The sequence below is a fragment of the Mycobacterium sp. NTMscope_Eco_3 genome, assembly GCF_976985685.1.
Map to the genome: position 1 here is coordinate 4,905,602 of NZ_CDRJYZ010000001.1, position 21,096 is coordinate 4,926,697.

Below are 21,096 nucleotides of genomic sequence, written 5' to 3' on the forward strand. Positions count from 1 at the left end.
CTAGCAGCGGCCGCGCAAACGAAGCTCCGCACCCACTTGCAGGACGGGTGCGGAGCTTCGATTCTGTTGGCAGAACGGGCTTTTGACGACGGACACGCAACGGAACGGGCCCGCTGGTAGGAAACCAGCGGGCCCGCCTAAACCGGAAAGAGCGTCAGCTCGACGGCCCGGGGCGAATCGGCTGACCGGACGTCGGCCCGCCGGTGGGCGCCGGACCGGTCGGCGCGTCCTTCACCCCGGCCATGTCGATGATCGGAGCGGCCGCCTCCAAGGGAGCACCCGCCACCGGCCCGCCCAGGGCAATCAGCGGCGCACCGGCGGGCACCACCGGCACCGGCGGCACGACCGGCACGGGCGGCGCGAGCGGCAATGGCGGCACGATCGGCACGGGAGCACCGAGCGGCACAGGTCCGGGCACGGCCATGGGCACGCCGGACATGTCAGTGAGCGGCGCCGCGCACATGTCCGCCGGTGCGCCCGCGGCCACGGGGCCTCCGGCGGCCGGCGCCGCATCGCCCGCTTGCCCCTGGATGCACGCGTGGCCGCCCGTTATCAGCGGGGCGGCCGCCGCGTCGGGGCTCAACGCTATAGCTGCTCCGCACAACCCAGCGCCGGCAACTACTTTCATGTTGAACCGATCGACGATCGCCATCAGCGCCAACTCTCCTTTATTCACGCTCAGCTACTCCCGCAATCAATCAGTGCAGCAGGCCCGCCTAGCCGTACCGAGGCCGTCCTTTTCACGACCGGGCCAATTGTCAGCAGCCGACACGCGACACGAGCCACGCCGCACCGCGCCGTTTCCAAATGGTGACGTCACAACGCTGTCACGAATCGGAACACCGTCGGCAGGCATCGCTGACCTGCGCCGACACGCGTGCGTTCTGGGGCTTCGCCCGGGTCGGCCGCGGACTTCGAATCCCGCGGACTTTATTTACCCGCAGGTCATTCACAGGGAAATTTTGATGCACAAAGTCTGTCCAGGAGGTTACATAGAAGTGAACACCGTGAGAGCAACTGTTGACAGACGGAGGGGATGGGCATATGGCAACACGTCGTCTAGCTGGCGGTTTGGTCGCCTCAGCGCTGTTCGGCGCCCCACTTCTCGCCGGCCTCGTCTGGGCCAGCCCCGCGCAGGCCGACGCGGCCAGCTTTCTCAGTGACATGCACAAGGACGGGATCCACGCGGTGACCGGTGGTGACGCCGCGCTCTTGCAGGCGGGCCTGAACATCTGCCAGCAAATCTCCTGGGGCGCCCCGCCCGCCCAGCTCGAGGGCCTGGCGCTGCAGCGCTCCGACGAACGGCAGGGCACAGGGGGGCTCAGTCCTCAGCAGGCCGACGACATCGTCGTCTTCGCCATGCGTGACCTGTGCCCGAGCTAGTCACGCTGAGCTGAGTTCTCGCGCTCCGCGCGCCCGGCCGCGCGGCCAATCTTCGCCGACTATTCATCCTCCGGATTTTCTGCACGGCGGATCATGCACTTTTGTGTAAAGGTGCATCATCGCATCGCGCAGAGACACAAGGAGAAGGTTGGATGGCGGCACGCAGGCGGTACGGCCGGTTGATCGGCGCGGCGCTGACGGCGGGCCCACTTCTGATCCAAGGGATTGTCTGGGCCGGCCCGGCGCGGGCCGACCAGGCCGCCTTTCTCAACGACCTGCACAACGCCGGGATCCACGCCGTCGACGGCGGCGACGACGCGCTGTTGCGGATGGGCGCGGATCTCTGTCAACAGCTTTCGTGGGGCGCTTCCCCGCAGCAGCTGGAGCTGCTGGCCCTGCAGCGCTCCGATGCCGACCAGGGCTCCGGCGGGATCAACGGCCGGCAGGCCGCGGACGTGGTGATCTTCGCCCTGCGCGACCTGTGCCCCAACGCCTAGCAATGAGCTAGTCGCGGCGGAGTCCGCGCTAAGGTGACACTTGAGTGAAGCTGAACGCACGGAACCTGACCGGTCTCGACATCCCCGTCCCGACCTATGACCGCAGCCAAATCGGCATCGGCATAGCGCATTTCGGCGTCGGCGGCTTTCATCGCGCCCACCAGGCCTCCTACATCGACCGTCTGCTCAACGCCGGGCTCGCGCGGGATTGGGGCATCTGCGGTGTGGGCGTGCTGCCGGGTGACCGACAGATGCGCGACGCGCTGCGCAACCAGGACCATCTCTATACGCTGATCCTCGAACACGCCGACGGCACCCGAGAACCCCGCGTCATCGGCTCCATCGTCGACTTCCGTTATGCGCCTGAGGATCCCGATTCGGTCATCGAGCTGCTCGCCGATCCGGCGGTCCGGATCATCTCGCTCACCATCACCGAGGGCGGTTACCAGCCGCCCCTGAGCGCCGTGTTCGGGTTGGTGGCCCAGGCGTGCGAGCGGCGCCGAACGCGCGGCCTGCCCTCGCCGACCATCGTGTCCTGCGACAACATCGTCGGGAACGGGGACGTGGCCCGGCGCGCGTTCACGTCCTACGCGGAGCGGGTCAATCCCGAACTCGCGCAATGGATGCGCGAGAACACGAGATTCCCCAACTCGATGGTCGACCGGATCACGCCGGTGACCACCGCCGACGTGGTGGAGCGGCTGGACTCCGAATTCGGCGTGCGCGACGCGCGGCCCGTCGTGGCCGAGCCGTTCGCCATGTGGGCGATCGAGGACGACTTCGCCGACGGGCGCCCGCCCTTGGGCCGGGCCGGTGTGCAGCTCGTCGACGACGTGGCTCCGTACGAGGCGATGAAGCTGCGGCTGCTCAACGCCGGCCATCAGGGCCTGTGCTATTTCGGGTACCTGGCCGGATACCGGCTGGTGCACGAGGCCGCCCAGGATCCGGTGATCGCCGAATTCCTTGACCGCTACCTGGATTCGGAGGCGATGCCGACGCTGACACGCATCCCGGGTCTGGCCGAGTTCCGCGACCAGCTCCTCCCCCGCTTCGCCAACGCTTACGTGCGCGACACGATCGCCCGGCTGTGCGCCGACTCTTCGGACCGCATCCCGAAATGGCTGCTGCCGGTCGTGCACGACAATCTGCGCTCCGGCGGCCCGGTGCGGCTCTCGGCGGCGATCGTCGCGAGCTGGGCGCGGTATGCCGAGGGCGTCGACGAGCAGGGCCGACCGATCGAGGTGACCGACCGGCTGGCCGACTCGTTGGTGCCGCTCGCCCGTTCGCAACGCGACGACCCGGACGCATTCCTGGCCAACCGCTCGCTGTTCGGTGACCTCATCGACGCGCCGCGCTTCCGCGAGGCCTACCTGTGGGCACTGGACTGCCTGCACCGGCGCGGCGCGCACGCCACGCTGCGTGCGCTGATCGGGGAGGACGCGCCGTGACGCTGGTCGCCGGGATCGACTCGTCGACCCAGTCCTGCAAGGTGCTGGTGTGTGACGCCGCCACCGGCGCGGTGGTCCGCGAGGGACAGGCCGGCCACCCGGACGGGACCGAAATCGATCCGGCCGCATGGGAATCCGCCGCCCGAGAGGCCATCGCGGCCGCGGGGGGGCTCGACGGCGTCGACGCGCTGTCCGTCGGCGCGCAGCAGCACGGCATGGTGTGCCTGGACGAAGCCGGGCGGGTGGTGCGACCCGCGCTGCTGTGGAACGACGTCCGCTCGGCCGACGCCGCGCACACACTCGTGCGCGAGCTGGGCGGACCGCGCGCCTGGGCCCAAGCCGTGGGCGTCGTGCCGCTGGCCGCGATCACCGTGGCCAAGTTGCGCTGGCTCGCCGACCGCGAGCCGCGGAACGCGGACCGCACCGCGGCGGTCTGCCTGCCCCACGACTGGCTGACGTGGCGGCTGCGCGGTGACACCGACATCGCGGCGCTGACCACCGATCGCAGCGACGCCAGCGGCACCGGCTACTACGACGCCGCAACCGGCGCCTACCGCGTGGACCTGCTGGAGCTGGCGCTGCGCGGCCGCCGTCCGCAGCTGCCCGCCGTGCTGAGCCCGTCGGCCGGAACCATCGGTGGCGCAACCACATTCGGGGCCGGCCTCGGCGACAACGCCGCCGCGGCGCTGGGGCTCGGCGCCGAAGAGGGCGACGTGATCGTCTCGATCGGCACCTCGGGGGTGGTGGCCGCCGTCGCCGCGGATCCGGTCCGCGACGACGCGCGCTACGTCGCCGGATTCGCCGACGGCACCGGGCGCTACCTTCCGCTGGTGTGCACGCTCAACGGCGCGCGGGTCCTGGACGCCGCGGCCGCGATGCTGCGGGTCGACCACGACGAGCTGTCCCGGCTCGCGCTGTCGGCGCCGCCGGGCAGCGAGGGTCTGGTCATGGTTCCCTACCTGGAGGGCGAGCGAACACCCAACCGGCCCAACGCAACCGGGGCGCTGCACGGCCTGCGGGTGTCCAATGCGACCCCGGCGAACCTGGCCAGGGCCGCGGTGGAGGGGCTGCTGTGCTCGCTCGCCGACGGCGTCGCGCATCTGGCCGCGCGCGGCGTCGTCGCGCGCCGCATCCTGCTGGTGGGCGGCGGCGCCCAGTCCAGGGCGCTGCGCGAGATTGCGCCGGCGGTGTTCGGCATGCCGGTGCTGGCGCCCGCGCCCGCGCAGTACGTCGCGGCGGGAGCGGCGCGGCAGGCGGCCTGGGCGTTGAGCGGCTCGGCCCGGCCACCAGCGTGGGATCCGCCGCCGACGCGCGAATACACCGCCGGCCCCTCGCCGGAGGTGGCGGCGCGCTACGCGCGGGTGCGCGACCTCACCGAGGGGGCCGCACGTCGGGAAGCGGACGAAACACCGGAAGGATCCGGTATTTCGCGGTGAAGCGGGCCTGGTCGTATTTGTCGCCGACCTCGCCGTCGCGCGCAACGGCCGTGGGGCCGTCTACCGCGCTGAAGCTGAATTCGGGCACCTGCAGCTCGTGGTAGAGCGGGCTGCGTTCCAGCCGGCCCAGCGCCAGCGCGGTCAGGATCCGGGTCCTGGCCCACGGCCGGCCCGCTTCGAGGATGCGCACATCGATGAGGCCGTCGTCCATGCGGGTCCGCCGCGCGGGCGCGAACCCGGTGGGCAGGTACAGCGAATTGCCCAGGAAGAACAGCGAAGTCAGCAGCGTCTTGTTGTCGTAACAGATGCGCACCGGCTCTTCCTTGCGCAGCGTCCGCAGCATCGCGTAAAGACCGGCCAGCGGCTTGCCGATGCGTTTCTCGAGTTTTTCGCGCCGCCGCACGAACGCCGGGTAGGCGCCGATGCTGGCGGTGTTGAGCACCATCTGAGAGTCGTTGAGGCACACCAGGTCCACGTATGCCACGGTGCCGCGCCGGATCGCGCCGACGGTCTTGGCCACGGTGTCGCAGCCGATGTCCTTGGCGAAGTGGTTGAACGTGCCGGCGGGGAAGACCGCCAGCGGAAGCCCGGCGTCGATGGCCACCCCGGCGGCGGCCGCCACGGTGCCGTCGCCGCCGCCCACCGCGAGCACCTCGGCGCCGGCGGCCGCGCCGCGCAAGACCTCCACGGGGTCGTCGTCGGGACCCAGTTCGCGGATGTCGACCTTCGGCAGCTCGGCGCGCACCTCGTCGACGACGCGGGCCCCGGTGCCGCTGCCCGACTCCGGGTTGATGACGAGGACCACCCCGGCGCCGTCGGGCCGCGGCGGCGCCTCGACGCGCAGCGGTTCCGTTCGCGGGAGCGCGGTTTCGACGATCGGCGGCACGAGCCGGCCACCGAGCACGGCCAGGCCGGACCCGATCCCGAATCCGGCGATGACGTCGCCCGGGTAGTGCGCGCCGGTCGCCACCCGCGACAGGCCCACCAGGCCGGCCAGCAGCGCCAGCCCGAAGCCCAGCGGCGGGTTCTCCAGGCCCACCCCGACGGCGAACGCGGCCGCGCTGGCCGAATGCCCCGACGGCAGTGAATTCGACGTCGGGCGGCGGCGAACCTGCCGGACCAGGGGCACCAGGTCGTAGCCGGGGCGTGGGCGCCGCCGGATGCGCTTGGCGAACTGGTTGGTGACCAGGCTGGTGGCGGCCAGCGTCACCAGCCCGCGGGTGGCGCCGCGCTGCGCGCTTTGCCTGCCCGTGGCGAGCAGGGCCGCGCCGATGGCCAACCACAGCTTGGAATGGTCGGCCGCGCGGGTCAGCCGCGGCATGACCGTGTCCAGCAGCGGGGTGTCCGTCTCGGCGATCGCGTCGAACAGTTCGCGATCCAGCGTGCCGAGTCCTCGGGTGATCTGTTTGATGCCGCGCGCGCGTCGCCAGGGCCGCCTGTTCATTCGCTCCACCCTAACCATGGGCGACAATCGACCGGAAAGACATGGACGCACAGGGCTATTGCACGAGATGGCGGGAGAACGCCGAACGCCGCGGCGTGCCCCCGCACGCGGTCGCCGAGATCGCCCGCCGTCACGACGTCACGCGCGCCAGCTTCGCGGTCCTCGCGAGGATGCAAGAGATCGAGGACCCGGCCGGCCAATCCTTCTTCCTGCTGCCGCCCGGCGCCCGCGGGGGCGACGCCCGCACGGCGGCGCTGATGACCTACGTCCTCAACGCCGGCACCGACTACGGCGCGCCGGGCACGCGGCCCACCGACTTCCCGGCCACCCCCCACTGCGCCGCCGAGGTGACGCGAATCCGCCTGCGGCAGCAGGCAAACCGCTGGAGCTACACCCGCGACGTCCCCTTCGTGCACCGCAACGGGGGTCGCCTGGTCACCACACCCAACGGCATGCTGATGGGGCTGGGCGGCAACTGGATCCAGCGGCTGTTCAGCCAGCGGGGCGGCACCACCTGGGGCGACATCTTCATGGTGAACCTGGGCCGTCTCAGCGACCCGGCTGAGCAGTTGCGCCGGATCGTCGCCTCCGGGCACACCTGGTGCCTCGACGGCGACGGCGACGGCGCGCCGCGCTGCACCCGCCTGGATCTGGACCGGGTGCTGCACCACGAAGAACGGCACGCGCAGCAATGGGCGGACCGCGGCTACCTGGGCATGCTCGCCGGCTACGGCCGAGAGCTGTTCCGCGAGTTGGCCTTTGGGGCGGCCAACAGGCTCGAAGCCGACGCCGGCCTGGCCGACGGCGGCTACAGGGCGTGAAGCCCGTGGTAGAGCACCATCGCGCCGATCACCACCAAGACGGCCGCGAGCAGGGCGGCGTTGTTGCGGTCCATCCAGTCCTTGAGGCGCGCCAGCGTGTCGTCGAGGCGGCTGCCGGCGGCCACGTAGGCCAGGATCGGGATCGCGACGCTCGACGCCGCGATGGCGACGAAGAACGCGGCGGCCGCCCAGTCGCCGGTGGCGCCGAGCCCGCTGGTGCCGATGCCCAATCCGGCCGGGACGCAGATGAGTGCCACGTCCGGGCGCACCAGGGCCAGCACCGCGCCGGTGATCCCGGCGCGGGCCGGGGTGATGTTGGCGAACGAGCGCATCCACGCCGGCGACTCGGCCTGCTCGTGTCGGCGAAGCCACCGGAAGATACCGAACGCGATCAGCGCCGCGCCCAGCACCACCCGCAGCCACGACGACCACCGCGGCGGCTCCTTGTCCAAGCCGCCGAGCAGGCCGGAGGCCGCGACCGCCAGCGCCGTCAGCGCGGCCAGGCTGAGCAGCCAACCACCCAGAAACGCCAGGCTGCTCGGCCGCGGCCGGGGCGCCTGCAGCACCAGGACCGCCGGGATGACCGTCAGCGGCGACAGCGAGATGACCGCTCCGAGCGGGACCAGCCCGGTCAGCACGGTGCCCCAGCTTCCTGCCATGGGCGGCATCCTCCCATTGCCGCGCCGAAGTGACGCCGAAACGCGCCGGAGTGGGCCGAACGCGGGGTCAGACCAGCGCGCGAATCCCGTTGTAGAGCACGATCAACCCGATCAGAAACAGGATCACGGCGAGCATCGCGTCGTGGTTGGCTTCCATCCAGGCCTTGAGGCGTTCCAGGGTTCCCTCGAAGCGGTCACCGGAGCCGGCGTAGGCCAGGATCGGGATGGCCACCGTCGACGCGGCGACGACGACGAAGATCGCGGCGGCGACCACCTCGCCGCCGGCGCTCAGGCTGCTGTTGCCGACGGCCAAACCCGCCGCCGCGCACAGGATGAGCACCTCGGGCCGCAGCGGCACCAGGACCGCCCCCACCACCCCGGCGCGCGCCGGGGAGAGCGTGGAAAACGACCGCATCCAGCGCGGCATGCTGCGGTTGCGGTGCCGGGTGAACCAGTGGAACGCCGCCAACGCGAGCAGCGCCACCCCGAAGGCCAGGCGCACCCAGGACGCCCATTTCGGCGGGGTCGCGTGGAAACCGCTGAGCGCCTCCGAGCCGGCGACGAACGCCGCGGTGAAGGCGACCAGCCCCACCAGCCAGCCGCCGAGGAAGGCGAGACTGGCCGGGCGCGGCCGGGGCGCGTGCAGCACCAGCACCGCGGGGATGACCGTGATCGGTGACAGCGCGATGACGGCCGCCAACGCGACGAGCTTGCTCAGGACCGAGGCCCAACTTGCGTCCACGGGCAGCAATCATCGCATTGCGCGGTGCGGTCAGGCTTTGCGGCGCAGCGTCCAGGCCGGCACCCAGTGCGTCACGGTTTTGCGCTGCGATCCGTAGGCGACGGGATAGGTGACCAGGCCCCACCAGTCGCCCTGCTCGCACAGGGCCCAGCAGCTCAGCCACCCCTCGACGACCTTGTGCAGTTGCAGGCCGTTGGGCTGATAGCGGCCCGAGCGGTGCGGCTCGCGCGGGAAGAGCACCGTCAGGTCGACCAGCACGGCGATGGGCGGGCGGACCACCCGAAACGGGCTACGGACCGGTTGTCCGTTGTACCCGATCGAGGCGAGCGGTCCCATCGATCGATCATACGTTCGAATCGAAGGGCCGAGCCGGCCGATCGCGCCGGTCCGGTTCTGGCACCATAGCGGTGTGTTCAGCCCCGGCGTGCTTGGCGGCCGCCGACCGGCCGCAGTGGCCGCGCTGGACCCGCTGCTCGTCGCGGCGCTGGCCGTCGCGGTGAGCATGGCCGGGGCCGCCCGGCCCTCGTTCTGGTACGACGAGGCCGCGACCGTCTCGGCCTCCTACAGCCGTTCGCTGGCCCAGATGTGGCACATGCTGGGCAATGTCGATGCCGTCCACGGCCTGTACTACCTGCTCATGCACGGGTGGTTTCAGGTCTTTCCGCCCACCGAGTTCTGGTCCCGCGCGCCCAGTGGCCTGGCGGTGGGGGGCGCGGCCGCCGGCGTCGTCGTGCTGGGCAAGCAGTTCTCGACGCGGACCGCCGCGGTGACCTCCGGGGTGTTCTGCGCGATCCTGCCCCGGGCCACCTGGGCGGGCATCGAGGCGCGCCCCTATGCCATGTCGATGATGGCCGCGGTGTGGCTGACCGTCCTGCTCGTGCGCGCCGCGCGCCGCGACTCCTGGTGGCTGTGGCTGTCTTACGGTGTCGCGCTGGCGTTCTCGATCGTGCTCGACGCATACCTCGCGCTACTGCTGGCGGCGTACGGCGTCTTCGTCGGTGCCTTCCATCGCGGCCGAACCGTGTTGGCGCGCTTCGCCATTGCCTCGGCCGCGGCGGTGGGCGCCCTGGTGCCGTTCCTGCTGACGGTCGCCGGTCAGGCGCACCAGATCAGCTGGGTGGCCCCGATCGGTCACCGCACCATCGAAGACGTGGTGATGCAACAGTATTTCGAGCGAAGCCCGCCGTTCGCCATCCTGTCGGCGCTGTTGATCTGCGCGGCGATTGTGTTGTGGCTCAGCGGGTCCGCGCAGTTGGCGCCGTCGGAGCGGCAGCTCTTGGTGCTCGCGGCGGGATGGCTTGCCCTCCCCACCGCCGCGATCGTGACCTATTCGGCGCTGGTGCACTCGATCTACACGCCGCGCTACCTGTGCTTCACCGCGCCGGCGATGGCGCTGGTTCTGGGCGTCTGCGCTGGCGCGGTGGCCGCCAGGCCCTGGGTCACCGCCGCGCTGGTCGGTCTGTTCGCCGTGGCGGCGGCGCCGAATTACGTTCGGGCGCAGCGTAACCCGTACGCCAAATACGGGATGGACTACAGCCAGGTGGCCGACCTGATCACCGCGCAGGCGGCGCCGGGCGATTGCCTGCTGGTCAACGACACGGTGACGTTCATGCCGGCACCCATGCGCCCGCTGCTGGCGGCGCGCCCGGACGCCTATCGCAAGCTGGTCGACCTGACGCTGTGGCAACGCGCGACCGACCGCAACGACGTCTTCGACACCAACCTCATCCCCGAGGTCGTCGCCACGCCGCTCAGCCACTGCGGGGTCGTCTGGATCATCACCCAGGCCGACCCGTCACAGCCGGCGCACGAGCGGGGCGCGGCGCTGCCGCCCGGTCCCCGCTACGGGCCGACCCCGGCGTTCGCGGTGCCGCACGACCTGGGCTTCCGGCTGGTCGAGCGGTGGCAGTTCAACCTGGTTCAGGTGCTCAAAGCCACGAAATGACCGCTACCAGATGCGCAGGTAGTCCACCAGCATGGACGACGGGAAGACACCCGCGGCGGGGTCACCGGCGCCCACCCCGCCGACGGCGAGCGTGAACATCGGCGTCATCCAGTAGCCTGGGTTGTTGAACGGCCACCGGAAGTCGTCGGGGGCGCCGCCGGCGACGTGGATGGGCTTGTTGGGCACCCTGTAGTACTGCGCCCCGTCCCGGAAGAACTCGAATCCCTCTTCGCCCCAATGCATTCGCCACGTGTGCCAGTTGCCGTCGACCAGACCGGGAATCGACCTGCCCTCCCAGGTTTTCCCGTTGGACGCCGCGTGGACCGTGGTGCCGGGGGCCCAGTCGCCGTTGCCGTACCACTCGAAGATGTCGACCTCGCCGTCGGGCAGCGGATCCTCGTTGACACCCCAGAACGACGGCCACAGGCCGGGGAACAAGCAGTCCAGCTTGATCCGCGCCTCCCAGGTCTGGTTGATCACGCTGCGGAAGTTGCCGCGCAGCTTGCCGCTGTAGTAGGTGTTGCTCATCAGATCGTGGGTGGCGCACAGGACGAGGTTGGAATTGCCGTCCTGGTACACGTTTTGGCGATCGTCGCGGTAGATCCCCTCCACGGGCGGGAACACGTCGTCCTGCCAGGTCTGAATCGTCCACTTGCCCGGATCGGGCGCCGAGCCCGCGGGCCCGTCGAACTCGTCGGCGAAGATGTAGGACCCGCCGCCGGCCGACGGCGGCGCCTGCGGCGCCGACGGGGTGGCCCAGGCGCCCGGCAAGCGCATCGCAGCCCCCAGCATGCCGAGCCCCGACATCAACATCATGCTGCGACGATCCATCTACAAACCACCCATCGTTGAAAGCCGGCTCGTCAAACCCGGCGCGATCTCCCCAGGCAACTCTCGCAAACGGTGTTATAACACCACGCGGTGGGGGTGCGCCGCATCCTGCGGCCTCAACACGCGCCGGGTTCGCTGATTTTGACCAGCGTCTTGCCGACGTTGACGCCGGTGAACAGGCCGTTGAGGGCGTCGACACACGACTCGATGCCCTCAAAGATGGTCTGCCGGTGGTGAAGTCGGCCCTGCGCCTCCCAGCCCCGCAGCGCGGCGAACGCCTCGTCGAAGCGGCCCCACTGATCCAGCGCGTTGAAGCCCTGCATGAGCGCGGTCTTCGAGAGCAGGTTCACATAGTTCGCCGGCCCCGGATGCTCCCCGGTCAGGTAGCTGGAGATGACGCCGCACAGCACCACGCGCGCGCGGGAGGCCAGCCGGCCCAGCACGGCGTCGAGGATGGGCCCGCCCACGTTGTCGAAGTAGACGTCGACCCGTTGCGGGCAATGCTTTTTGAGCGCCGCGACGATGTCGTCGTTCTTGTAGTCGATGCACGCGTCAAACCCGAAGTCCTCCACCACCGCCCGGCATTTCTCGGGGCCGCCCGCGATGCCCACCACCCGGGCGCCGGCGATCTTGGCGATTTGGCCGGCCACCGACCCGGTGGCCCCCGCGGCCGCCGACACCACGACCGTCTCCCCGGGCTGCGGTCGGCCGATGTCGGTCATCCCGAAGTAGGCGGTGGCGCCGGTCGGCCCGTACACCGACATGATCGCCAGCTGATCGTCCTCGCCCGGGATCGGCGTGCTGAACAGGTCGTCGCGGATGATCACGTATTCCTGAAACCCGGTCAGCGTGGTGACGACGTCGCCGACGGCGAACGCGTCACAACGCGACGCGACCACCTCGCCGATGCCGGCCGCGCGGATGACCTCACCGAGCTGCACCGGCGGGAGGTAGCTGGGCTGGTCGTCGAGCCAGGTGCGGGCGGCGGCGTCGATGCCGACGTACGTGGTGCGCAGCAGCGCCTCCCCCTCGGCGGGCTCGGGCGCTTCCGCGGTGACCATCTCCGTGTCGTCCGGCCGGACCAGCCCGGACGGGCGGCGACGCAACAACACCTGGCGGTTCGGCAAATTGGGCACGATCCCCAAAACTACCGAACGGGCCGAAAGCACAGAAGCGAATGGCATATTCAATGCATGGCAGCAAACGATGACCCGGAAGAGCGGATCCGGGAACTCGAGCGCCCGCTCGCCGAGTCGGCGTGGGCCTCAGAGCGGGGCAGCGCCCAGCCCGCCGGCCAGGCTCATCCGCCGCCAGCCCCGGGCGCCCCGCCAGCGTGGTCCTACGGCGGACCCATTCCCGGATCGCCCCCGCCGAGCCCGTCGGGCAACCGCGTGTGGTGGATCCTCGGCACCGTCGTCGTGATCGGCGTGATCGCGCTCGCGGGCGGCATCGCGGCCTTTGCCGCACACCAGATTTCCGGGGTGAAGTCGTTCATCACCTCGTCGCCGAGCGTCGCGACGAGTCCCGCCCCGTCGGCCTCGCGGCGAGCAGCGCCGTCGACCCCATCCACTCCGCCGCGGGGCACCCAGCTCAGCGTCGCCGGCATCAACGAGAACCGGACCATCGCCTGCAAGGACAACATCGTCAGCGTCAGCGGCGTTTCCAACACCGTGACGATCACCGGGCATTGCGCCAGCCTGTCGGTCTCCGGCGTGCAGAACGCGATCACCATCGAGGCCGTCGAGGCGATCACCGCGTCAGGCTTCAACAACAAGGTGACCTACCGCTCGGGCACGCCGAAGATCAGCAACTCCGGCGACTCGAACGTCGTCACCCAGGGCTGAGCCGAAAACGACTGCTACGCAGGCTCTTCGGAATCGTCGTCGAGGACGCTGACCGCGATGCCATAGGGCAGGAAACGCACCTTGCGTTTCGGGTCGAGGTTGTCCTTGTTCGCGCGCAACGCGTCGAGTTCGGTCGCATAGACCTGTTCGACGTGCGCGCCGCCGTCGGCGTCGACGGTGTAGATGGCCCACACGCCCTCACCGGCCTCGCCCGCGGTCTCGGGCGCGGGGCGGGGGCGCCGTGAGAAGTCCTCGAAAATCGTCGACCAGCCCGACCGGGCCCCGGGGGCCGCGACGAACCTGCTGACGCGCTCGAACACGTCGCGCAGCCCTTCGCTGCCTTCGCGGATCATGCGATCGAATTCCTCGGGGTCGAATCCGAACCCACCGTGCTCGCCCATCCGACCTCCTCGCCAGCGCGTGCCGTCATTGCCAGTGTGCGCTCAACTCCCCGCCGGTGCCACGTGCTAGGGGCCCGGGGGCGGCGCCGGCGGGGTGATCGGGATCGGCACCGTGACGAACGGGAAGTGCAGGTACATGGTCACAGGCGGTGCGGCCGGCGGCGGCGGTGCGGCCGGCGGCGGCGGTGCGGCTGGCGGGGGTGCGGGGGCCGGGGCGGCGGGCGGGGGCGCCGCCTGCTCGACCGGTTGCGGCACGTACTGCGGTGTCTGCCGGGCCGGGGCGCGGCGGACCGGTGCGGGGGGCGCCGACGTGGCCGTGGTCTGCGGCGCCGGTTGCTGCGCGATGGGGGCGGGCGCGGGCGCGGGGGCGGCCACCTCCGCGGTGGGCGCGGGCGCCGGCGGGGACGTGCTCGGGGCGGGCAGCTGCGCCTGCGGCGGCGTGCTCGGCGGTGCGGCCGGCAGCTGGACGGCGGGCGTGGCGGCGCTGACGCCCGAGTGGCGGCCCTGACCCGTCGGCTGATCCGCCGTCAGCGTCACCAGCACGACGCCGGCGATGACGGCGGCGATGCCGGCCAGGGCGCCGCCGGCCAGCAGCATCGCGCGGCTGCGGCGTGGGGGCTTCTCCTCTTCGTCGGCTTCGTCGGCCAGGGCGCTGTAGGCGCGGAAACCGGTGCCCGTGCCGGCATCGCCCCACACGTCGAGGTAGCCGGGGCTGACCGCCGGCGGGCTGAATTCCCCGGTGCCCGGGTCCAGCGCGTAGGCCAGGGCCGCCGTCGACGACGCGAACAGCGGCGCGTTCGCCGACGCCAGCGCGGCCCCGCGGGCCAGCGCCATGTCCGGCTCCTCGGGGCCCGTCACACGCAGCGAGGTGGCCGCCTCGATCGCGGACTTCAGCGAAACGATGTCGGCTCCGCAGCCGACGATGAACACGCCGTCCGCCCCGGACCCGCCCGCATCAAGGCCGGCGACCATCGTCGCCAACTCTGCGGCCACCGCTGCGCCGTCGGCCGCGCTGATCCGGCGTCGGTGCAGATCGACGATGGAACCGTCGCCGACCTCGACCACGGCCAGCGTCGCGCTTGCGGGCTCGACGAACAGCATCGCGATGCGCTCGTAGGCGAGGGCATAACCGACCGTCTGCGCCAGCGCGGCCGCCGCCAGCAACGGCGCGACCAGCATCACGTTGCCGAGGTCGCTGGCGTTGATCGCCTCGCGCAGCGCGGCGACGTCGGCGGGGTTCGTCCAGGTGACCCCGGTGGAGCTCAGCCGGTGGCCGCCCTCGAACACTCCTTCGCGGGTGCCGCTGAGCGCGTCGATCACCCGACCGACCGCATCGCCGGCGGCGCCAACCTCGAACTCTTCTTGCTCGACGGTCACACCGTCGGCGTCTTGGCCTTCGATCGCTACCAGGCGGACCGTCCTGGGAGCCATCGACACCCCAAGCACAATGTCCACGTAACGCCTCCAAGGTCTTTCGAACGCCCCCTCGACGAGGGCATGACGGGAAACCCCGTCCGAACTTGGTGACACAAACGTTACCCGCCCGGGCGTGACCGCGCAGACGGACTGCCTAAGCAGGAAGGACGCTAATAACCCGGGCCGAAGTAGGGATTCTGGGAGCTCCCCGGATACTGCGGATACTCGTTCCCCGGATACGGCTGATACTGCGGATACTCGTTCGACGGGTATTGCGGGTACTGCGGGTATTGCGGAGTCGCGGGAGCCTGCTTCTGCGGAACCTGGATCGGTATCGGCACCGGCAGCAGCGGGACGTGGATCCACTCCGTCGTCATCGGCACCGTCGTCGTGGTGCTGGTGGTGACCGGCGCCTCACTCGTGACAGGCGGCGGCGGTGTCGTCGTGGCCGTCGGTGGGGGCGGCACCGTGGTGGTGACCGTCGGCTGCGGCGGCGCGGTCGTCGTCGGCGGCGCCGTGTGCCGCGGGGTGTAGACCGGCGCCGGCGGCGCGGTGGTCACCACGACCGGAGGCGGTGGCGGTGGCGACGGCGGCGGGGGCGGCGGTTCGGGCGGCGGCGCCGGACTGGGGATGGGTTGCGCACTCGGCGGCGGGGGCGGCGGCACCGCGGTGGGCGGCGGGGCGGCCGGAGGTGGCGCCGCGGGCTTGACCGACGGCGCCGCCGGTGGCGCGACCGAGGGCGCGGGCGGGGCCTGACGGTTTTCGATCCCGGTCAGCGTGTAGGCCACGCCGCCGACGGCGGTCATGGCGACCACCGCCGACATCCCGATGATCAACTGGGAGAACCGAAGGCGCCGCCACGGCCGGCGTTCCCGGGGTGGGTCGATGACGTTGAGCCGCATCGACCAGCCGGCCGGACCGTCCTCGTCGTAGGTTTCGCCGCCGAATCGCATCCGCAGGTCGCCGGGGTCGTCGGTCTGCGACCACGCCAGCTCGCGATCCGTGAGCGCCTCGTCGTCGATCACCAGCACATCGCCGGCGCCGAGGTCCACGACGTCGCCGGCGGCGTCGGCCGCCGCGAGCAGCCCGATCGATGTGCGGGTCCGCAGATCCAGCTCCTCCCCGCGGGAAGCCAGGATCAGCGCCCCGGAGGCCGCCGCGAAAGCCGGTTGCGACGGGGTCAGGATCGGCGTGCGTCCGTGCATCGAAAGCCGTTCGGTCACAAGCGGAATGCGCGCGCCGCCGCCGACCGTGACCACCGCCACGAGGTCCGACCAGTTCTTGCGGTAGCGCACCAGCATGTCGTCGAAGGCATAGATGAAGCCGGTCAGCCGATCCTGGATCAGCTCTTCGAGGTCATCCTGCGTCACCGTCAGGCTGCAACTGCGCCCGCCCAGCTCGGCGACGATGTCGGTGGCCATCTCGACCGACAGCCGCTCCTTGGCCGCGCGGCACTGTTCCCTGAGTTCGCCGAGCTGGCCGACGCCGGCGGTGCTGCCCGGGTCCAGGCCGCTGCCGTGGCCCAGCTCCTCGAAGGCGCGCAGCTGCAACTCCTGGTCGATCTCCTCTCCGGACAACGCGGCGTACCGCATTGTGGCGCTGACGAGTTCGAAGTCACCGGCGACGTTCACCAGCGTGGCCGACGTGCCGCTGCCGCCGAAGTCGAGCAGTCCGACCACGCCCTCGTCGGGCAGGCCGAGCTCGGATTTCACCGCGGTCAACGACGCGATCGCATCCGAGACCAGGCAGGGCGCCATCCCGCTTCGGACGAAACCCACATGGGTGCGCAAGGCGTCGCGCAGCGACTGCACCGTGCTGGGTTTCCAATGCGCGGGAACGGCGATGGAGATCTCCGAAGACGCCGCATCCGCGCCGGCGGCGAGCACCATCGCGTCCAGGGCCTCCACCGTCAACAGCTCCGGGTCATGCGCAGAACCGTCGGGCGAGACCAGCGCGACCGAATCCCCGATGCGCTCGATGAAGTTCTTCATCGGCACGCCCGGCTCGGCTAGCGGCGGATTCTCTTCGGGCACACCAATTTTCGGTGCACAGTGCGGATAAAGGGTGAGCACGCACCGGCGGCTAACCGGTGGGCTTCCATTACGCGCAGCGACCAGGTTCGTGGTCCCGATCGACAACCCAAGTGGGTCGTACATAGAGCGAAAACCTTCGTCTATAGGGGTCGGTGGCCAGCGTTAACCATAGCCTCGGACACGCCCAAAGCCGATGCTTCGCAATGTCATTGGTATCCGCTCGATGCGGTTGCGACACCGAAGCGGTACCGAAAACCCCTTGACAAGAAGCCTTTTGTTACAACACGGTCAGCGGCAGCGAACGCCTGGGCTCGAACTGGAAGGTCGTTCCGCCGCTGACCCTGACCACCGAAACCTCTGGCAGTTCCTCGGTAGGCGAGTCGGTTTCGACCAGTTCCGCCGTCCAGTCGGTGGCCGTTCCGCTAACTCGAACCTCGACGCGCGGTTCCACCGCGGTGGCGATCGCCTGCAGCGGCTGCGTGGATTTCGGCGAGCACAGCGAGATCCAGGAGCGGTCGTCATGGGCCGGCGACGGGCGGACGTGCAGCCGGTTGGACTCCGCCTCGGCGACAACGTAGCCCGCGGGGTTCAGCAGCGGGTGCAACTCGAGCACGCGGCGCACGCCGTCGATCCCGCCCGGAAGCTTCAGCGCGCGGTGGATGCGTTCGGCGGCCACGCCCGCGATGCCGATCAGGCCGCGGGTACACACGCCGACGGCTTCCTCGTCGTTGGCGGCACGCGCGGCCACCGCGATCGCGAACGACAGGTACAGCAGGTGCATCTGCAGGCACACCTCATCGGCCATCCGGACCAGCGCCGAATGGGAGAAGGCGGCGAAGTCGAAATCGGACAGCAACGGACCCGAGTAATCCGCCTGCCCCTCGTCCGAGCGATCGATGGGATCGAGTTCCCATGTCGCGGCGCGGGTTTGGCTGACGATGTCCAGGGCCGGGATGGCCTGTGCCTCGGGGTAGGACTCGTCGATGATGACGGTCCACGCGCAGTGCGGATGCCGGTCCGCCGGCGTTCGCGGTGGCCGGTGGATGGGGCGTACCTGCGCGCGCGGGTTGGTCGCGATCGCGGTGGCGTCGAAGGTCGGGTCCTCGATGGTGTGGCACATCCCGAACACGTACTGTTCGCCCATCGGCTCCACGTCGAGCAGGGCGCCGCAGTGGTCGAGCTGGAATTCGCCGTGCCACCGGTCGTGGACGGTGTAGCGGAAGTCCATGAATTGCGGTGGCGCGCCGATATCGAGCTGCAGGCCCTTGAAAATCGTTGGCACGTCGTTGCCCTCGTAGTTCAGCGCTTTCTGCATGCGCCTGGTGTAGATCGGGCTGGCGCCCGCCCATTCCTCGATGGCGATCTGCACCATCTCGTCGCGACCGAACGAGGAAATGCACCAGGCCATCCCGGACCGGTCGATCAGCTGTCCGATCAGCAGCAGTTCGGGAACCAGAACGACGAGCTCGTCGCGGGACAATTGCGCGTATCGCGAGGGGCTGCTCACGCCCCAAAAATAGACTTGGCTATGTTATAAAGTCAACAATGCCCATTGTTGCTGGCCAGACGCCCGGTCGCCCCGTCGGCCCCACCCGGCGAACCACCGCGCCCCGCAAGCGCGGCGATGACACCCGGGCGAAGATCATCGAGGAGACGGTCCGCTGCATCGTGGAGGAGGGATTCTCCGCCGCCACGGCCAAGCACGTCGCCGAACGCGCGGGCGTGACGTGGGGGGTGATCCAGTACCACTTCGGGGACCGCAACGGCCTGCTGATGGCCGTGGTGGACGACGGGGTGGCCCGGCTGGTGGACAGCCTGTCGTCGGCCGACGTCAGCGAGCTACCGCTGCGGAGGCGCATCGAGGTCGTCGTCGACACCGCCTGGAGCTGCTACAGCAGCCCGACGTCGATGGCCGCCTTCGAAATCCTGCGCGAGACGCGCGGCGGCCCCGACCCGTCGTCGCGGCGACACCTGCTCGACATGAACACCGCGATCGGCCAACTGGGGCGGTTGATCACCACCGAGCCCGCGCATGCCGGTGTGGCCGAAGTCATTTGGGCCACGCTGCGCGGTGTGGTGCTGGCGCAGATGGTCACCGGCACCGCCGTCGATTGGAGCCTGGAGCGGCGGGCCCTCATCGACATGGTCACCACCTACCTCGCCGACCGCGACACTTGACCCGCCGGCTCTTCGATGCGAAAGCGAACGGCTCACCAGCGTGTGCTGCAATGACGGGATGACCCTCGACGATCTGGCCGATATCGAAGCGATCAAGCAAGTCAAATACCGGTATCTGCGCGCGCTGGACACCAAGCATTGGGATGACTTCGCCGACACCCTGGCTGAGGACATCAAGGCCGATTACGGGCCCTCGATCGGCAACGAGCTGCACTTCACCAATCGCGCCGACTTGGTGGAGTACATGCGGACGTCGCTGCCGGCGAACGTCATCACCGAACACCGGGTGACGCATCCGGACATCACCGTCACCGGCGACACCGCCACGGGCAGTTGGTATCTGCAGGACCGGGTGATGGTCGCCGATCTCAACTTCATGTTGATCGGGGCGGCCTTCTACCGCGACACCTACCGCCGCACGGATGCCGGCTGGAAGATCAGCGGCACCGGCTACGACCGAACCTATGACGCCACAATGTCTTTGGAGGGCATGAACTTCACGCTCAAGCCCGGTCGCGCGGTCGCCACCGACTGAGGCGCTACTTCGTGATGGCGATGACCGCGCCGGGCCGCAGCCATTTCATGATCGACACCAGCTGAGCGTCGTCGACGGCCACGCATCCCTCGGTGGGTTTGCCGTCGGTGGTGTGGAAGAAGAACGCCGCACCCCCGCCCGGTGTCTTGTTCTTGTTGACACCCATCACGACCGCGTGCTTGTACTGCGGGATTTGCAGGTTCTCGCTTTCGGCGGTGTTGAACGGGCACTGGGCCTTCTGGCACACCTGCATCGAGTTGAACGTGGCGCTGTGGTCGTCGCCGCTCCACCAATAGTTGGGCCCGGACACCTGTGTGTAGGGCAGCCCGGTGCCGGGGTTCGGCGCGGTGCCGAAGGCGGAGTCCAGGGTGTAGACGCCCATCGGGGTGGCCGGAACGCCGCTCTTGGCCTGCGGCGCCATCCCCGCCGAGCCGACGTGGGTGGGGATGCCGGAACGCAGCGACTGCCAGCCGGTGCCGGTGCGCTGGAAGATCTCCATCGCCGCGTTCGAGCCGCCGGTGCTGACCACCGAAACCACCTGTGTCGCATTGCCGACCGCGTTCGCGAACCAGGGAGCGCCGGCGGCCGCGCTGATCGGCGCGAGCACCACCGAGGCGAATATCACGCACGCCGCAGCGCACAGTGACGTGAGCAGTCGGTGCATGCACTCCATCGTCCGACCCGCGCGTCCTTAGGGTCAAGTAAAGCTTTAGCCGCAGTTAGGTCACCACGCCGTGACCAAATGCCCACCGCGACAGGGCTTTAGCTCGAGCGGTCGGGAGCCGGGGGACGAAAAACCCAGAGGCACACCAAAAAATACAGGTATCCCAGCGACCAGCCGGCCAGCACGTCGGACGGGTAATGCACGTTCAGCGCCACCCGCGAGACGCCGACCGCCGGCAGCGCCACCGCCACCGCGGCGACCGCGACGCGGCGCGTCGCGCGGTTCATCATCGGCAGCGCGAATGACAGCATCGCGAGTAGCCCGGCGGTCGCTTCGAGCGCATGATTGGACGGAAACGAGGTGCCGGCCGCCGCGACCAGCATGGTCGGCGGCCGTGGGCGGTTGGCCAGCGCCTTGGCCGCCGCCGTCGCGAACTCGTTGCACGGCGCGCACGCGAGCAACAGCACCAGCGCGGCCCGCAGGCGGCGCATCACCAGGGCGCACACCGTCGCCGCGATCCCCAGCACCGCCAGCGCACCCGGGCCCAGCACGAACGACACCGATTCGGCGAACCGCAGCCACGACGGGTGCTTGATCGCGAGCGCGCGCGCCGCGTCCAGCAGCGACCAGTCCACGCGGTACAGCCACGTCCACTGCTGGCGGTAGCCCACCCACATGAGCGCGTAGACCGCCGCGGCCAGCGCGGCGATCCCGGCGGCCAGCGGCGTCCTCGGGCGGATCATCACCCACCGATACCAGCACGGCCGCGGCGCCGGCCATGCGCCCGCCCCACGGAGCCGCGCGCGCAGTCATACTGGC

The 21,096-nt window shown here is 70.1% G+C and carries 22 protein-coding genes; 9 read left to right on the top strand and 13 right to left on the bottom strand.

The features are described from left to right. Window positions 1-154 precede the first annotated feature (154 nt). Window positions 155-652 (bottom strand): hypothetical protein, encoded by a 498-nt coding sequence (locus AC0KTM_RS22765; protein WP_225330027.1) that lies wholly within the window; start codon window positions 650-652, stop codon window positions 155-157. A 392-nt stretch (window positions 653-1,044) separates the two neighbouring features. Here AC0KTM_RS22765 and AC0KTM_RS22770 point away from each other — a divergent pair, with 392 nt between their 5' ends. From AC0KTM_RS22770 to AC0KTM_RS22785, 4 genes are all read left to right on the top strand, one after another. Then, complete coding sequence (locus AC0KTM_RS22770) at window positions 1,045-1,383, top strand: DUF732 domain-containing protein (RefSeq protein ID WP_225330013.1); 339 nt, start codon at window positions 1,045-1,047, stop codon at window positions 1,381-1,383. A 152-nt stretch (window positions 1,384-1,535) separates the two neighbouring features. Then, on the top strand, window positions 1,536-1,880 hold the full coding sequence (locus AC0KTM_RS22775; protein ID WP_225330014.1) for a DUF732 domain-containing protein: 345 nt from the start codon (window positions 1,536-1,538) through the stop codon (window positions 1,878-1,880). A 44-nt stretch (window positions 1,881-1,924) separates the two neighbouring features. Beyond that, window positions 1,925-3,328, top strand: coding sequence for a mannitol dehydrogenase family protein (locus AC0KTM_RS22780; protein WP_238957028.1), 1,404 nt, complete (start codon window positions 1,925-1,927; stop codon window positions 3,326-3,328). After that, entirely contained in the window at window positions 3,325-4,764 is a 1,440-nt protein-coding gene (locus AC0KTM_RS22785; RefSeq protein WP_238957029.1) for an FGGY family carbohydrate kinase, read from the top strand. Before AC0KTM_RS22780 ends, AC0KTM_RS22785 begins: the two co-directional genes overlap by 4 nt. On the opposite strand, the gene AC0KTM_RS22790 is transcribed toward AC0KTM_RS22785, so the two are convergent. After that, entirely contained in the window at window positions 4,700-6,208 is a 1,509-nt protein-coding gene (locus AC0KTM_RS22790; protein WP_238957030.1) for a bifunctional phosphatase PAP2/diacylglycerol kinase family protein, read from the bottom strand. The two genes, AC0KTM_RS22785 and AC0KTM_RS22790, sit on opposite strands and share 65 nt — an antisense overlap. A gap of 41 nt (window positions 6,209-6,249) precedes the next feature. On the opposite strand from AC0KTM_RS22790, the gene AC0KTM_RS22795 reads away from it, so the two are divergent. Beyond that, complete coding sequence (locus AC0KTM_RS22795; protein WP_472416739.1) at window positions 6,250-7,029, top strand: hypothetical protein; 780 nt, start codon at window positions 6,250-6,252, stop codon at window positions 7,027-7,029. Here AC0KTM_RS22795 and AC0KTM_RS22800 read toward each other — a convergent pair. From AC0KTM_RS22800 to AC0KTM_RS22810, 3 genes are all read right to left on the bottom strand, one after another. Continuing rightward, entirely contained in the window at window positions 7,017-7,688 is a 672-nt protein-coding gene (locus AC0KTM_RS22800) for a GAP family protein (protein WP_472416741.1), read from the bottom strand. The two genes, AC0KTM_RS22795 and AC0KTM_RS22800, sit on opposite strands and share 13 nt — an antisense overlap. Window positions 7,689-7,755: 67 nt before the next feature. Continuing rightward, a complete protein-coding gene (locus AC0KTM_RS22805) occupies window positions 7,756-8,430 on the bottom strand; it encodes a GAP family protein (protein WP_225330019.1) in 675 nt (224 codons plus the stop codon). A 30-nt stretch (window positions 8,431-8,460) separates the two neighbouring features. Further along, entirely contained in the window at window positions 8,461-8,766 is a 306-nt protein-coding gene (locus AC0KTM_RS22810; protein WP_225330020.1) for a hypothetical protein, read from the bottom strand. Window positions 8,767-8,839: 73 nt separating this feature from the next. Here AC0KTM_RS22810 and AC0KTM_RS22815 point away from each other — a divergent pair, with 73 nt between their 5' ends. After that, window positions 8,840-10,375, top strand: a complete 1,536-nt coding sequence (locus AC0KTM_RS22815) for a glycosyltransferase family 39 protein (RefSeq protein ID WP_472416743.1) — start codon at window positions 8,840-8,842, stop codon at window positions 10,373-10,375. A 3-nt stretch (window positions 10,376-10,378) separates the two neighbouring features. Here the strand turns inward: AC0KTM_RS22815 and AC0KTM_RS22820 are convergent, their stop codons facing one another. Together AC0KTM_RS22820 and AC0KTM_RS22825 are read right to left on the bottom strand one after the other, a co-directional pair. Then, window positions 10,379-11,206 (bottom strand): glycoside hydrolase family 16 protein, encoded by an 828-nt coding sequence (locus AC0KTM_RS22820; protein WP_225330022.1) that lies wholly within the window; start codon window positions 11,204-11,206, stop codon window positions 10,379-10,381. Between the two features lie 116 nt (window positions 11,207-11,322). Beyond that, window positions 11,323-12,342 (bottom strand): NADP-dependent oxidoreductase, encoded by a 1,020-nt coding sequence (locus AC0KTM_RS22825; RefSeq protein ID WP_225330023.1) that lies wholly within the window; start codon window positions 12,340-12,342, stop codon window positions 11,323-11,325. A 57-nt stretch (window positions 12,343-12,399) separates the two neighbouring features. Here AC0KTM_RS22825 and AC0KTM_RS22830 point away from each other — a divergent pair, with 57 nt between their 5' ends. Continuing rightward, a complete protein-coding gene (locus AC0KTM_RS22830) occupies window positions 12,400-13,050 on the top strand; it encodes a DUF3060 domain-containing protein (protein WP_225330024.1) in 651 nt (216 codons plus the stop codon). A 14-nt stretch (window positions 13,051-13,064) separates the two neighbouring features. Here the strand turns inward: AC0KTM_RS22830 and AC0KTM_RS22835 are convergent, their stop codons facing one another. The 4 genes from AC0KTM_RS22835 to AC0KTM_RS22850 all read right to left on the bottom strand — a co-directional run bounded on the left by AC0KTM_RS22835 (window position 13,065) and on the right by AC0KTM_RS22850 (window position 18,407). Continuing rightward, window positions 13,065-13,451, bottom strand: coding sequence for a hypothetical protein (locus tag AC0KTM_RS22835; RefSeq protein WP_225330025.1), 387 nt, complete (start codon window positions 13,449-13,451; stop codon window positions 13,065-13,067). Between the two features lie 66 nt (window positions 13,452-13,517). After that, window positions 13,518-14,906 (bottom strand): DUF7159 family protein, encoded by a 1,389-nt coding sequence (locus AC0KTM_RS22840; RefSeq protein ID WP_225341304.1) that lies wholly within the window; start codon window positions 14,904-14,906, stop codon window positions 13,518-13,520. Window positions 14,907-15,037: 131 nt separating this feature from the next. Next, a complete protein-coding gene (locus AC0KTM_RS22845) occupies window positions 15,038-17,023 on the bottom strand; it encodes an Hsp70 family protein (protein ID WP_225341305.1) in 1,986 nt (661 codons plus the stop codon). 154 nt (window positions 17,024-17,177) lie between these two features. Next, window positions 17,178-18,407 carry a hypothetical protein gene (locus AC0KTM_RS22850; protein WP_225330324.1) on the bottom strand — a complete coding sequence of 410 codons (1,230 nt, stop codon included), beginning with the start codon at window positions 18,405-18,407 and terminating at the stop codon, window positions 17,178-17,180. Between the two features lie 38 nt (window positions 18,408-18,445). On the opposite strand from AC0KTM_RS22850, the gene AC0KTM_RS22855 reads away from it, so the two are divergent. After that, entirely contained in the window at window positions 18,446-19,078 is a 633-nt protein-coding gene (locus tag AC0KTM_RS22855; RefSeq protein WP_225330325.1) for a TetR/AcrR family transcriptional regulator, read from the top strand. Between the two features lie 40 nt (window positions 19,079-19,118). Further along, window positions 19,119-19,613 carry a nuclear transport factor 2 family protein gene (locus tag AC0KTM_RS22860; RefSeq protein ID WP_225330326.1) on the top strand — a complete coding sequence of 165 codons (495 nt, stop codon included), beginning with the start codon at window positions 19,119-19,121 and terminating at the stop codon, window positions 19,611-19,613. A 4-nt stretch (window positions 19,614-19,617) separates the two neighbouring features. On the opposite strand, the gene AC0KTM_RS22865 is transcribed toward AC0KTM_RS22860, so the two are convergent. Continuing rightward, window positions 19,618-20,277 (bottom strand): L,D-transpeptidase family protein, encoded by a 660-nt coding sequence (locus AC0KTM_RS22865; RefSeq protein ID WP_225330327.1) that lies wholly within the window; start codon window positions 20,275-20,277, stop codon window positions 19,618-19,620. A gap of 98 nt (window positions 20,278-20,375) precedes the next feature. Beyond that, window positions 20,376-21,020: a phosphatase PAP2 family protein gene (locus tag AC0KTM_RS22870; RefSeq protein ID WP_472416745.1), complete on the bottom strand. Its 645-nt coding sequence runs from the start codon at window positions 21,018-21,020 to the stop codon at window positions 20,376-20,378. Window positions 21,021-21,096: the final 76 nt, after the last annotated feature.

Excerpts from the sequence above, each read along its gene's own strand:
- AC0KTM_RS22765 (WP_225330027.1), bottom strand. The coding sequence starts at position 652 with ATGGCGATCGTCGATCGGTTCAACATGAAAGTAGTTGCCGGCGCTGGG.
- AC0KTM_RS22770 (WP_225330013.1), top strand. The coding sequence starts at position 1,045 with ATGGCAACACGTCGTCTAGCTGGCGGTTTGGTCGCCTCAGCGCTGTTC.
- AC0KTM_RS22775 (WP_225330014.1), top strand. The coding sequence starts at position 1,536 with ATGGCGGCACGCAGGCGGTACGGCCGGTTGATCGGCGCGGCGCTGACG.
- AC0KTM_RS22790 (WP_238957030.1), bottom strand. The coding sequence starts at position 6,208 with ATGAACAGGCGGCCCTGGCGACGCGCGCGCGGCATCAAACAGATCACC.
- AC0KTM_RS22795 (WP_472416739.1), top strand. The coding sequence starts at position 6,250 with ATGGACGCACAGGGCTATTGCACGAGATGGCGGGAGAACGCCGAACGC.
- AC0KTM_RS22800 (WP_472416741.1), bottom strand. The coding sequence starts at position 7,688 with ATGGCAGGAAGCTGGGGCACCGTGCTGACCGGGCTGGTCCCGCTCGGA.
- AC0KTM_RS22810 (WP_225330020.1), bottom strand. The coding sequence starts at position 8,766 with ATGGGACCGCTCGCCTCGATCGGGTACAACGGACAACCGGTCCGTAGC.
- AC0KTM_RS22820 (WP_225330022.1), bottom strand. The coding sequence starts at position 11,206 with ATGGATCGTCGCAGCATGATGTTGATGTCGGGGCTCGGCATGCTGGGG.
- AC0KTM_RS22830 (WP_225330024.1), top strand. The coding sequence starts at position 12,400 with ATGGCAGCAAACGATGACCCGGAAGAGCGGATCCGGGAACTCGAGCGC.
- AC0KTM_RS22835 (WP_225330025.1), bottom strand. The coding sequence starts at position 13,451 with ATGGGCGAGCACGGTGGGTTCGGATTCGACCCCGAGGAATTCGATCGC.
- AC0KTM_RS22845 (WP_225341305.1), bottom strand. The coding sequence starts at position 17,023 with ATGTACGACCCACTTGGGTTGTCGATCGGGACCACGAACCTGGTCGCT.
- AC0KTM_RS22855 (WP_225330325.1), top strand. The coding sequence starts at position 18,446 with ATGCCCATTGTTGCTGGCCAGACGCCCGGTCGCCCCGTCGGCCCCACC.
- AC0KTM_RS22865 (WP_225330327.1), bottom strand. The coding sequence starts at position 20,277 with ATGCACCGACTGCTCACGTCACTGTGCGCTGCGGCGTGCGTGATATTC.
- AC0KTM_RS22870 (WP_472416745.1), bottom strand. The coding sequence starts at position 21,020 with ATGATCCGCCCGAGGACGCCGCTGGCCGCCGGGATCGCCGCGCTGGCC.